10 protein-coding genes are annotated in these 12,452 nt (G+C 64.0%); 7 read left to right on the top strand and 3 right to left on the bottom strand.

All coding sequences use genetic code 11. The features are described from left to right. Positions 1-206: 206 nt before the first annotated feature. The 3 genes from ACFU5V_RS14750 to ACFU5V_RS14760 all read right to left on the bottom strand — a co-directional run bounded on the left by ACFU5V_RS14750 (position 207) and on the right by ACFU5V_RS14760 (position 4,045). Positions 207-1,721 carry an APC family permease gene (locus ACFU5V_RS14750; RefSeq protein ID WP_378700106.1) on the bottom strand — a complete coding sequence of 505 codons (1,515 nt, stop codon included), beginning with the start codon at positions 1,719-1,721 and terminating at the stop codon, positions 207-209. A 726-nt stretch (positions 1,722-2,447) separates the two neighbouring features. Continuing rightward, complete coding sequence (locus ACFU5V_RS14755; RefSeq protein ID WP_378700108.1) at positions 2,448-3,224, bottom strand: SDR family NAD(P)-dependent oxidoreductase; 777 nt, start codon at positions 3,222-3,224, stop codon at positions 2,448-2,450. 65 nt (positions 3,225-3,289) lie between these two features. After that, positions 3,290-4,045, bottom strand: coding sequence for an SDR family NAD(P)-dependent oxidoreductase (locus ACFU5V_RS14760; protein WP_378700110.1), 756 nt, complete (start codon positions 4,043-4,045; stop codon positions 3,290-3,292). Between the two features lie 371 nt (positions 4,046-4,416). On the opposite strand from ACFU5V_RS14760, the gene ACFU5V_RS14765 reads away from it, so the two are divergent. From ACFU5V_RS14765 to ACFU5V_RS14795, 7 genes are all read left to right on the top strand, one after another. Beyond that, positions 4,417-5,469, top strand: coding sequence for a LacI family DNA-binding transcriptional regulator (locus ACFU5V_RS14765; protein WP_378700112.1), 1,053 nt, complete (start codon positions 4,417-4,419; stop codon positions 5,467-5,469). A 232-nt stretch (positions 5,470-5,701) separates the two neighbouring features. Continuing rightward, a complete protein-coding gene (locus ACFU5V_RS14770) occupies positions 5,702-5,830 on the top strand; it encodes a hypothetical protein (RefSeq protein WP_378700114.1) in 129 nt (42 codons plus the stop codon). A 16-nt stretch (positions 5,831-5,846) separates the two neighbouring features. Then, the gene (locus ACFU5V_RS14775; protein ID WP_378700116.1) at positions 5,847-7,565 is read left to right on the top strand and encodes a phytoene desaturase family protein; all 1,719 of its coding nucleotides are present in this window, start codon (positions 5,847-5,849) and stop codon (positions 7,563-7,565) included. A gap of 88 nt (positions 7,566-7,653) precedes the next feature. Then, a complete protein-coding gene (locus tag ACFU5V_RS14780; RefSeq protein ID WP_378700118.1) occupies positions 7,654-8,706 on the top strand; it encodes an aldose epimerase family protein in 1,053 nt (350 codons plus the stop codon). Between the two features lie 91 nt (positions 8,707-8,797). After that, the gene (locus tag ACFU5V_RS14785; RefSeq protein ID WP_378700120.1) at positions 8,798-9,499 is read left to right on the top strand and encodes an RraA family protein; all 702 of its coding nucleotides are present in this window, start codon (positions 8,798-8,800) and stop codon (positions 9,497-9,499) included. A 130-nt stretch (positions 9,500-9,629) separates the two neighbouring features. Continuing rightward, a complete protein-coding gene (locus ACFU5V_RS14790) occupies positions 9,630-11,360 on the top strand; it encodes an IlvD/Edd family dehydratase (protein ID WP_378700122.1) in 1,731 nt (576 codons plus the stop codon). Positions 11,361-11,464: 104 nt separating this feature from the next. Further along, positions 11,465-12,319 (top strand): fumarylacetoacetate hydrolase family protein, encoded by an 855-nt coding sequence (locus tag ACFU5V_RS14795; RefSeq protein WP_378700124.1) that lies wholly within the window; start codon positions 11,465-11,467, stop codon positions 12,317-12,319. Positions 12,320-12,452 lie beyond the last annotated feature (133 nt).

Genomic DNA, 12,452 nt, shown 5'->3' on the forward strand with positions numbered 1-12,452 from the left:
TGTCCGGGGATCCGGTAAACCCAGTGTCATTCCTATTGCTCTCTCTCTTATCGGGCCACGGACAAGCTGAGCGATGCAAGGGCTGTTGAAAGTGGGTACGAAGGCCCTCGCTACGAGGGCCTTCGTACGCTGCCTGAACTGCACCGGTGCTGGATTGCAATCACTTTCTGATTCGGCCCGGCGAAGAGCCGCCTACCCCGGGCTGATCAGAATCCCACGGCCTCTACCTCGACACCGTCTGTCACAGAGCCGATGCGTTCGTAGGTTGTGGGAGCACGGTGGCGGAGCCACACCGCTCGCGTCACTCCGACCAGGACAGCGAGGATGATTACTGCACTCATTGCCACCATGACGAGCGCGCTGGAACTTCCGATGAGGAGATCGAAGTTGTCCAGAGCGATCACCGTCATTGCGCCTAGCCCGAGTATGGCGAGAACTGGAGCGATAACTGTATTCCACAGTCTCTTGTCGACATTGCTCCTGCGGAAAAAGGCGAAGACTGCGACGGAGGCGAGGGTCTGCAGCAAGATCACGCCTACGGAACCGACTCCGGTTGCCCAGACAAATACCTCGGTGTATGGGTCGGCGCCGACGATTGCGAAGGCAACGATGATCGCGACAGCGGTGAGCGCCTGGGCCGTACAGGCAACGAACGGGGTCTGGTGTTTGCGGCTAGTGCGTCCCAGGGCCGACCAGAATATCTTCTGCCGACCGAGCGCGTACATGTACCGCGCCAAGGTGTTGTGGAACGCCAGCAGGGCCGCGAAAATGCTCGTGACGATCATCAGATTTGTGAGACTGAAGGCCAGGTGCCCGAGCTCGCCGTCGATTGCGTTCGCGGCCAGTCCTTCAGGGTCGTCCTGAGCAACTCCCACCACGACGTCGACACCGTATGCGTTGATGAGGAGCCAGATCGACACGGCGTAGAAGATGCCCATCGTCGTGACCGCGATGTATGTGGCGCGGGGCACTGTGCGCTTGGGATTGATGGCCTCTTCTCCGTAGATGGTGGTGGCTTCGAATCCCATGAAGGCGGCGAATGCGAAAACGATGGCGATGCCGAACGACCCGGACAGCACGAGGGCAGGAGAGAAGGGCTCCCAGGACAGACCAGCTGGTCCGTCGTCGGAGGCACCCCCGGTGATGAGGATCGCCACATCCAGTAACAGGATGAGCGAAGTTTCAAGGGTTAGCATGACGCCGAGGATTCGGGCCCCCACCTTGATCTCGCGCACGCCAAGGGCCAGGCAGGCGGAAACACCGACGATCGCGTAGATCCACCAAGGAACGGAGAATCCGATGATCGGCTCGAGTAGCCGGTTCAGGTAGGCGCCGAGTGCGCCGAACATGCCGGCCTGCAGACCCGTGTAGGAGAAGACCGCGAGCGTGGCCGCACCCAGCCCCGCTATGCGGCCCAGTCCCTGCGCAACGAAGGTGTAAAAGCCTCCCGCGTTAACGATGTGGCGACTCATCGTGGTGTAGCCGACCGCGAAGAGGAGCAGGATCACCGTCGCGATGATGTATGCGCCTGGTGCCCCGATCCCATTTCCGAGGCCGATGACCACAGGGAAGCCGAGAACGACAGCCGACAGGGGGGCGGCGGCGGAGACGACGAAGAACACGATGTGTCCCACACCGATGCTGTTGCTTCGAAGTCTCCCGCTCGTAGCCGGCGGGGACATCGTCGCAGCCCCTTCCGTTTGGGCAGGTTGTGAACTCATCCGGATCTCCTCGTGTATGGATCGATCAAATCGTCTGAACAGCAGGCGCTTACGATTCGCTGATGAGCGGCGTTCGGGTCGCTTACCGTTTCGATGTGTGAAGTATTTCGCCCGAGTTCTCAGCCGAAGTTCAGGCGGGGTCGGCTCCGAGCTGCGACGGTGTTCGCGCATCTCACGGGTGTGATCGCAAGTTTGTCATGAGCGAACTCCGGTCCCTGGCGTCAGCGGGTGAACGCAGAACACAGCGGTGGCCGTCCGGGCCCCTTTATGTCTCACGAGAGTGGGGGAGGTGATGGCCGTCACTCGTATTTATCGTTCAACTGATTGAAGCTGCTGATCGCCTGCATGTCAACGCCTGGGGGCAAGAAAGTGTGACGTTAAACCTGTTCGTGACCAACTCACCTCCTTGGCGATACCCGAGGGGCGAGAGCGGGTGGTGAGCGTAGTGACTGCAAGCCCGAAACGGGCATCCACCGCATCAATGTTGGCGGATGATATTGCGCCGCCCCGCCGGATCTCCACCGGACCGCCGGTGAGTGTGAGCATCGCTGCTAGACGCGGACGCTGCTGGACACGGCAGTGCCCTCGACGGATCTCGAAAGAGCCTGCCGAGGGCACTACGGTTTTCGCCCATGAACAGCGCGTCGGAATTCGTCCAGACCCCCTGCAGGGTGGCCTGATCGAGTCGTTACTTGCGATGTGGGCCGGAACCGGGATGCAGTCGTATCAGTAGATACGTGCGAGGAGGCCGCCGTCGACGATGAGGTCGGTTCCGGTGATGTAGGACGACTCGTCGGAGGCGAGGAACAGCGCAGCGTTGGCGACGTCACGGGGATCAGCGAGCCGTCCGAGGGGATAGCGCTGCTCGATCTCGGCTCGGGCGGCTTTCGGGTCGGGCTGGAAGTCGAAGAATTCGCGCACCATGTCTGTATCGACGTCACCAGGGCAGATCGTGTTGCAGCGGATGTTGTCGGTGCCGTACGCGGTGGCCAGTGAACGGCACAGCGCCCGGAGGGCTCCCTTCGTCGCGCCGTACATCGGAAGGTCCGGGTCTCCGGTGATCCCGAGCAGCGACGAGGTAAGGATGATCGAACCGCCGCCGTTCTCGCGCATATGGGGGACGATCTCGCGGATTGATTCCGCGATGGCTCGTTGGTTGACCGCGTACATGCTGTCCCAGTCGTCCGGGGTGGTCTGCTCGAGGCCGCCCATCACCTGAACTGCCGCATTAGCAACCAAAATGTCGATGCGCCCGTAGGCTGCGAGAGCATCGGCGACCAGGACCCGCGCCGCGATCACGTCTGCGACGAGTGGGGTGGCGGCGCCACCGGCCTCAGTGATCAGCTCGACGGTCCGCTGCACGCCGGGTTCGTCGCGGCCTCCACAGATCACCGACGCACCTTCCTCGGCAAACCGCTGCGCGATGCCGCGGCCGATGCCGCCGCTGGCGCCGGTGACGAGGGCGACCTTGCTCGACAAACGTGGTTGGGGCTGGGTTTTCATCGGGATTCTCCACGGGTTCGACGATCCGTCCTGACGGGACGGGGGACGAGAATTGAGCATTTGAACTAGGTGATACGAATGCCGGTCATACCTCCGTCGACGGAGAGGAGGGTGCCGGTGGTCGATCCTGAGAGGGGGCTTGCGAGATAGGCGATGGCCGTGGCAACCTCCTCGGCGCCGACCAGGCGCCCCATCGGTTGGCGTGCCTTCAACGCGGTTGCCGCAGCATCGGTGTCCGCCGCCTGGTCCAGCAGGCGTCCGACCCATGGCGTCTCGACAGTTCCCGGATTTACCGCGTTGACCCGGATCCCCTGCTTGACATGGTCTGCAGCCATCGCGAGCGTGAGCGCCTGAACTGCCCCCTTGCTGGCGGAGTACAGGGCGCGCTGGGGAACTCCCACGTTGGCGACGACCGAGCAGGTATTGACGATTGCCGCGTGGTCGGCGTGGCAAAGATAGGGCAGTGCGGACCTGGTGACCCGGGCGACTCCGACGACGTTGATTCCTAGAACCCGAAGCCATTCGTCGTCGTCGTTGGCCGTGATGTCCCCGATGGCACCGATTCCGGCGTTGTTGACGAGTACATTGATGCCGCCGAGCGCGTCCGCGGCGGTTTCGATCGCCTCGGATACCGAAGCCGAGCTAGAGATGTCGCACGGAATGGTGAGCAGACGGCCACCGTCGCGCTTATCGACTCGAGTGTAGGCGCGGTCCAGACTGGCGACCGCGGCACCGCGGTCGCGAAGCAAGGTCGCGGTTGCGGCACCGATTCCGCTTGCACCGCCGGTGATTACCGCAACGAGACCATTGAAATCATTCATGGGTGCTCTCTTCTCCGAAGAGTCGGGGGGAGGAATGGCCCGCATGAGCTGCGGGCCCGTTCAACAGAGTTTCCTCTAGTAAGTAGTCGACGATCCGGCGAAGCTTTGGTAGGCCTCGCGGGCACCATCATCGCGTCCCAGAACGGACCATGTTCCACAATATAGACCATCGTTCGAATTAGTGGAAGTATGCGGTTTGCAGTTAAGGGCTGGTGACACGAGCACGCGGGGACGGCTGCAGCCTGCCCGCGCCGCAACGCGGCTTGCCCAATCGAGTCGGTGAGCGGATCCAGCCAGCTGGAGCGCCGACGTTGGTGATACGGTTTGAACGTTCCACTTCCCGATGGAAGGTCAGCTTCTAAGGAGCCGTGATGGATACGGAGAGCCTTCAGCGCAACGGGCGATCACGGATCACGCTGCGCGACGTCGCCGAGGCAGCGGGCGTGTCTGTGCAGACCGTATCGAACGTCGTCAACGGCCGAGCAGACCGGATGGCGCCGAAGACGCGCGCCCGGATCGAAGAAGTGATCGACGAGCTGCGCTACCACCCCAACAACGCTGCCCGAGGATTGCGCTCGTCTAGAACCATGACGGTCGCGTTCATCGTGCTCGACGCGCACTCAGCCTTCCTCGCCGACCCGCTCACGGACTTGTTGATCGCCGGGGTCGGCGACGTAGCCCTCGAACGCGGCTACGGGGTGCTCATCCAGGGCGCACGACCGGGTTCACGCGACCGACATCTGCTTGCACCCCTGCACGAGGCGCGCGTGGACGGTGCTTTCGTGCTGTTGTCCGGCGAGCCGGGCACCCGCCGAGAAATCCTCGCCGAACTGGAGAGTATCGGCAAACCGTTCGTCGTGTTCGACGAGCACCCCACCTCCGACGCACTGCTGTCGGTCCGCGCCGACCAATACACCGGCGCCGCCCGTCTGGTGGAATACCTCGTCGGCCGCGGCCACCGACGGATCGGTTTCATCGCCGCACGGGTGCCCTGGCCGGTGGTTGAGGACCGGTTCGCCGGCTACCGGGACGCACTCGCCAGAGCTGACATCCCTGAGGACGTCAGCCTGCAGCGATTCGAGGGCAAGTATCAGCCCGATGGCGGCCATCGGATGATGCAGGAATTGATCGACATGGCCGAGCCGCCGACCGCAGTCGTATGCGGCAGCGACCTGCTCGCCATCGGAGCCATCGGAAGTGCGCGTCAGCGTGGCCTGCGCGTCCCCGACGACATCGCGATCTGCGGGTTCAACGATTTCACCTTCGCCGAGTTCTTCGAGCCGCCGCTGACCACGGTGCGGGTTCCGGGATACGAGATGGGTCGCGCCGGGGCGAACATGCTGCTCGATCGCCTCGATGGCAGGCCGCACGCTACCGAACAGATCGTCTTTCCTGTCGAACTCCGAGTTCGCGGGTCCGCGTAGCCATCGCGCGCTGCGCTGACTGGCGAACCACACCCACATTGCTGGGTCGACCTGCCGCCCCATCGCGCGATCTCGCTCGACCTCTTGACACTTCGACCCTCCCGGACCTACCGTTGGTTTAACGTTAATCTTGGACTCGGTGGCGCCCCTACGACCTCTTCCCGGGGCCCTGATTTATTCGCGCGGTGTTCGCCGATCCAGTTCGTACACATGCCCGACGGAAGGTAATAAATTGTCCGAGAAGGTTATTCAACTTGGCCGACTCGCCGGGAAGGCCGCCGACGCAATCGTGTTCCTTCATTCCGCCAAGTTCGCCCCTGGCGCCTGTCTGGCGCTCGACGGTGGCACCACCGTCATCTGACGAAAAGGAGACAGCCATGGTCGGCACTGCAGCGCAGTACGACGCCGCCATCATCGGTTCAGGTCACAACGGCCTGGTCGCCGCAAACTACCTCGCCGACAACGGCCTGAAGGTCATCGTCCTCGAGCGTCGTGGAATTGTCGGCGGGGCTACGGTGACCGAGGAGGTCATTCCCGGGTTCCGCGCCTCGGCGTGCGCGTATGTGGCCGGAATGTTACACCCGACGATTCTGCGGGATATGGACCTTGCCCAGCACGGTCTGGATCTGTATCAGACCGAAATGGGGTCGGCGAACATCTTGCGCGACGGCCGGCACATGTTCATGTACCGCGACCTGAGTCGCACCCTGCGTGAGCTCGAGAAGGTAGCTCCGGGCGAGGGCGACGCTCTGGCAGCGTTCGGCCTGCGGATGGAGCGTTTCGCGGCCCTGACCGGGCAGTGGCTACTTTCAACCGAACCGCCGTCGGTCGACGAGGTCATGCGTGCATTCGTCAATTCCGGGGACGGTGACCTGTTCGACGAGTTCTTCACCCTCAGCGTGCTGGACCTGCTCGAGCGGTACTTCTCTTCCGACATCGTCAAGGGTTTGTTCACCTTCCTCGCCATGGTCGGTGTCTCCGGCGGACCTCGTACCCCGGGATGGGCGTACGTGTACGGTCATCATGCCAGCGGCGAATTCAATGGGCACATGGGACAATTCGCCTTTCCTCGGGGCGGAATGGGGGCAATTGCCGAAGCTCTCGCAACTCGGGCCCGCTCCCGTGGAGCCGTTGTTCGGACGAACGCGGCCGTAGAGAAGGTACTCGTCGAGCGCGGCCGGACCACCGGCGTGCTGCTTGCGGGTGGCGAAGAGATTTCCGCGGGCACGGTGCTGTCCAATGCCGATCCCCGCAGTACCTACCTGTCCCTGGTCGACGCCAGGGAACTGCCGAACGAGTACACCGGGCACATGAGGAAGTTCGACGACCGCGGATCGATGGCGCGGGTGTTCCTCGCTCTCGACAAGCTCCCCGACTTCGTCGGGTGCACTCCGGGTGAAGGACCGCAGCACCGCGGCCTCACCCTGCTCGGTGCCGAGGTCGAATCGTTCGAACGAGCCTCTGACGCTCAGCGATACGGCCGCTACGCCGACGACTTCCCGATCGAGTTCATCATCCAGAGCGTCCACGACGACTCGTTGGCACCGGCCGGCAAGCACATCATGTCCACCGGAATCCAGCAGTTGCCGTTCGAACTCGCCGACGGTACCTGGGACACCCACCGGGCGGCGTTCACCGACAAAGTCGTCGATGTGATCGCGGACTATGCACCGGGTATCCGCGAGAGCATCATCGGGACCCACACGATCACCCCGCTCGACCTCGAACGCGAATACGGGCTGCCGGGCGGCAACATCTTCCACGGGGCGTTGACGCTCGGCCAGCTCTACGACAGCCGCCCAGCACGGGGCTACGGATCTTACCGGTCCCCGATCAAGGGCCTGTACCTCTGCGGTTCCGGCGCCCATCCCGGTGGCGGTGTCACCGGTGCACCGGGGCACAACGCGGCCCGCGCCGTAATCGAGGACCGTCAGTCCGGCGGGTTCACCCCCCGCTCCCGTCCGGCCAATGGTTCCGTGGTGCGGACACCGCTGAAGAACAAGCTGCTCGCGAACCCGAAGATCCGGAAAGTAGCCATGGCGGCGGCACGTCAACCCGCCCTGGCCAAGATCGTCGACACCATGAGCAAACGCTAGCCAGATCGTCTCCGGGCCGGCTCTGTTTCGTGATCATTCCTGCGCGCAGCAGGTATCGGCCTCACTGCCATCCCTTGGAAGGGGCTTCATGCCTTCGTCAACCCATTCGACCGTCGACGGTTATCCAGTACAGGTCGTCACCCTCAGCAATGCTCAGTGCAGTGTGGTGCTCACCGACCTCGGTGCTCGCCTGCTCGAAGTCCATGTGCCGGACCGTGAAGGGAACGTCGCCGATGTCGTTCTCGGCCGCCCCGACACGACGCAGACCCTCAACGACCCGCACTACATGGGCTCTACCGCAGGACGGTTCGCCAACCGGATCCGGGGCGGACAGTTCAGCCTGGACGGCCAGGCCTACAAACTCGCCACCAACGAGGGGCTCAATCACCTGCACGGCGGCGACCGCGGATTCGACCGCTTCGTATGGAGCACCGAAATTCACGACGACGCGGAAGCGGTCACCTTCAGCCGGATCTCCCCGGACGGGGAGGAGGGCTATCCCGGCGAGCTGAGTACCCGCGTGACCTATCGGCTCGATCGCAACACCCTGCACATCGAGATGTCCGCGACGACGGACACACCGACGATCGTCAATATGGTCAACCACGCGTATTGGAACCTGGCCGGTCACGACTCCGGCAGCGTTCTCGATCACGAGGTGCAACTGTTCGCCTCGAACTACACCGCCGTCGACCCGGACGACCTGTTGCCGACGGGCGAGATCCGCTCGGTCCGTAACTCCCCCTTCGATTTCCTTGCCCCGCACACCTTTGGGGAACGCAACGGGTCGGTGGAGAACTCCGGCGCCGGACGGGCAGAGAACGGCTCGGCCGGTTACGACCACAACTGGGTACTCGACGGCTCCGGAACCCGAACCGTCGCCGTCATCACCGATCCCGGCAGCGGGCGCCGGGTGGAACTGGCGACCAACCAGCCCGGCCTGCACGTCTACGTCGGCGGGTACCTCGGTGGCGTCTCCGCGAAGGGACCGGCCGAGCAGTACGACACGTTCGCCGGCTTCACTCTGGAGACACAGACCTTCCCGGACGGGATCAACCACGCTCACTTCCCCTCACCGGTTCTGCGTCCCGGCGAGCACTACCTCAACACGTCGGCACTCACCTTCACCGCTGTGCAGTAGGCCACATCACCACCACGAACACGCCGCGAGCCCGGACGCAGGGTAGGCGCACCGGGCACTCACGGACCCATCACAGAAACTGGAGAACCTCATGACTACTTCCTCCCCCACCACGGTCGACTACACCAGCCGGTCTGCCGACCAGGGCGACATCAATCCCGATTGGGACCTGCTGACCAGCGCGCTGGCCTCCGATGCACTCGATAGCCTCGGCTACCGTAACCAGTGCCTGAGCCACGACATCCGCCCGCTCGCGCTCACCGACCGCGTCGTCGGCCGTGCATATACCGCGCTCGCGGTCCCCGCCCCCGACGTCACTCCCGCCCGGCCGTACGAGGGCCTGCTCGAAGCCCTCGACACCGTCGCACCCGGGGCGGTGTTCGTCTTCAACACTCAGCGTTCCGACGCAGCCGGGGTGTGGGGCGAACTGGTCACCACTGCCTGCGTCGCCGGCGGGGTCGCCGGGGCGCTGACCGACGGACTGATCCGCGACGTCACCCGCGTGCTCGACCTCGAGTTTCCGGTCTTCAGCCGGGGCGCGACACCCTATGACAGCAAGGGTCGCGTCGACGTCATCGAGCACGGTAAGCCCATGATGATGGACGGGGTCTTGATCAGCACCGGCGACGTCGTGGTCGGGGATGCGGACGGTGTCTGCATCATCCCGCGTGCAGTCGAGAGCGACGTCATCGATCTGGTCCGCACCAAACGTGAGGGCGAGGGCGAGTTCCGGCAGGCCGTCAAGCACGGCATGCGCGTCACCGACGCATTCCGCAAGTTCGGGATTCTCTGACCGAAAATTCCATACCGCCGCGTCCGCACCCACCCCGGTGCCGGCCCACGACATCGATACTGGAAGAGGTCGGCACCGGTGGTGGCGCGGTCACGACGACGGAAAATCCCACAGAAGATGGCACAGATCGATGGAAGGCAGACCCGTGAGTGAAACTCGGAGTGCGCAATGGTACGGAGGCTCCGACCGCAACGGCTACATACACCGTGCGTGGATGCGCCGGGGACTACCTGCGCATGCCTTCGACGGACGGCCACACATCGCGATTGCCAATACCGCATCGGATCTCACCCCCTGCAACGCTCACCTCAACGAGGTCGCCGAGAGCGTCAAACGCGGCGTGTACGAAGCCGGTGGCATTCCGCTGAACATGCCGGCCGTCTCGCTCGGCGAGACCATGGTCCGGCCCACCGCCATGCTGTGGCGGAACATGGCAGCGATGGCGACAGAAGAGTTGTTGCGGGCCAACCCGATTGATGGAGTGGTGCTGCTCGGCGGATGCGACAAGACGATACCGTCGTTGCTGATGGCGGCGGCTTCGGTGGATCTTCCCGCCGTCGTGGTCCCTGGTGGCCCGATGCTGACAGGAACCTTCCGTGGGCAGCCCCTTGGCTGCGGGACCGACGTGTGGCGGCTGTCCGAGGAGGTTCGTGCCGGCACGATGTCCCAGGAGCAGTTCATTGCGTCTGAGTCCTCGATGATTCGCAGCCGCGGGCACTGCAACACCATGGGCACCGCGTCGACGATGGGGTTGATGGCCGAGGCGCTCGGCATGGTGCTGCCCGGCCTGGCCGGCACGCCCGCCGCGGACAGCCGACTGCTCGAGCGGTCCCACGAGACCGGACGCCTTGCCGTGGAGATGGTGACCGAGCAGCGCCGCCCCAGCGACCTGCTCACCCGCGGGTCCTTTCTCAACGCCATTGTCGCCCTTGCAGCCACCGGAGGATCGAGCAATGCGGTGGTTCACCTGCTTGCAATCGCCGGCAGGCTTGGTGTCGAGTTGACGCTGGAGGATTTCGATCACACCGGATCTGACGTGCCGCTGCTCGTCGACCTCCAGCCCGCCGGCCGTTTCTTGATGGAAGATCTATTTCGGGCCGGTGGTCTATTGGCCGCGCTCCGTGAGGTGAAGGATCTGCTCGACCCCACCGCGCTCACGGTGACCGGCAAGCCGCTGGTCGACTTCCTCGACGGCGCACAGGCGTGGGACCGGGAAGTAATCCGCTTCCGCGACAACCCGGTTCAGCCACAAGCGGGTATCGCGGTCCTGCACGGCAACCTGGCACCGGACGGGGCGGTGATCAAGCCCGCCGCGGCCTCACCCCACTTGCTTCAGCACCGTGGCCCTGCCTTGGTGTTCGATTCGGTGGAAGACATGCATGGGCGGATCAATGACCCCGACCTCGACGTCGACGCCGATACTGTCCTCGTGCTGCGCGGATGTGGGCCGAAGGGCTATCCCGGCATGCCCGAGGTCGCCAACATGCCGTTGCCCCCGAAACTGCTCGAACAGGGCGTGCGGGATATGGTGCGCATCTGCGATGGTCGAATGAGCGGCACCGCCTACGGCACCGTGATCTTGCACGTTGCACCGGAAGCGGCAGCAGGCGGCCCTCTGTCTCTGGTCCGAACGGGCGACATGATCAACCTGGACGTGTCGGCACGCACAATCGATGTGGACGTCGCCGCCGACGAGTGGGCGGCACGTACACCGAACGCCGCTACTGTCGAGGCGTTCGCGACCCCCCGGCGCGGCTGGGAACAACTGTACGTCCAGACGGTGCAGCAGGCGAACACCGGCGCCGACCTCGACTTCCTGGTCGGGTCCAGCGGAAACGAAGTCTCTCGGGAATCACACTGAGCTACTGAAGATTACACAACCAGCAGAATCCTCAAAGGGAAAGGTGCGGGGCCGCCAAAGCCTTCCCCGTCCGTCCATCCCTCCACCCCTCGAAAGAAGAACTCATGTACCTCATGCGCATCGGCGCGGCCGGAGCGGAAAAGCCGGTCGTGCGAGTCAGTAACGACCACTACATTGACGTCTCGGATGTCGTTGCGGACTTCGACGAGGCCTTCTTCGCGGACGACGGTCTCGGCCGCCTGCGCAAGCTTGTCGCGGCGCGAAGCGATCACCCGACCCCGTTCGCCGGGGAGCGAATCGGGTCCCCGATCGCCCGCCCGCACCAGATCCTCTGTATCGGACTCAATTACAGCGATCACGCTGCAGAAACCGGCCAAGCGGTCCCGGCGGAGCCAATCTTGTTCACCAAGTCACCGAACACCCTGGTCGGCCCGGAGGACGACGTTCGGATTCCTCGCGGCTCGACCAAACCGGACTGGGAAGTCGAACTCGGCATCGTGATCGGCACGCGGACCAGCTATCTCGACACCGTCGACGACGCACGCGAAGCCATCGCTGGTTACGTCCTGGTCAACGACGTCAGTGAGCGGTCCTTCCAGATGGATCGCGGCGGACAGTGGAGCAAGGGCAAGTCCGCGGAAACCTTCAACCCGGCCGGTCCGTGGCTCGCCACCCCGGACGAGGTCGACGATGTCAGAGACCTCGGTATGTGGTTGGACGTCAATGGTATTCGCCGTCAGACCGGGTCCACGTCGACGATGATCTTCGATCCATACTTCATCGTCCATCACCTGAGCCAGTTCATGGTCCTCGAGCCGGGTGACCTGATCAACACCGGTACGCCGCCCGGTGTCGGCATGGGTTTCGATCCGCAGATCTGGCTCCAGGCCGGAGATGTGATGGAACTGGGCATCGATGGGCTGGGCCGGCAACGCCAATCTGTCCTCGCCCCTCGCTGACCGAGCAACGGGCACCACAGAGCCAGCGGGCGGCGCATCCCGATCCTTCCATGCGCCGCCCGTCCCGGATTGCCCCTGCCGTTGACGACAGTCATGCCGTCGAAGGGTCTTCTCGCGCGCGCGGTCGACGGCA

The sequence above is a fragment of the Rhodococcus sp. NPDC057529 genome (genome assembly GCF_042802055.1).
Taxonomy (GTDB): domain Bacteria; phylum Actinomycetota; class Actinomycetes; order Mycobacteriales; family Mycobacteriaceae; genus Rhodococcus_F.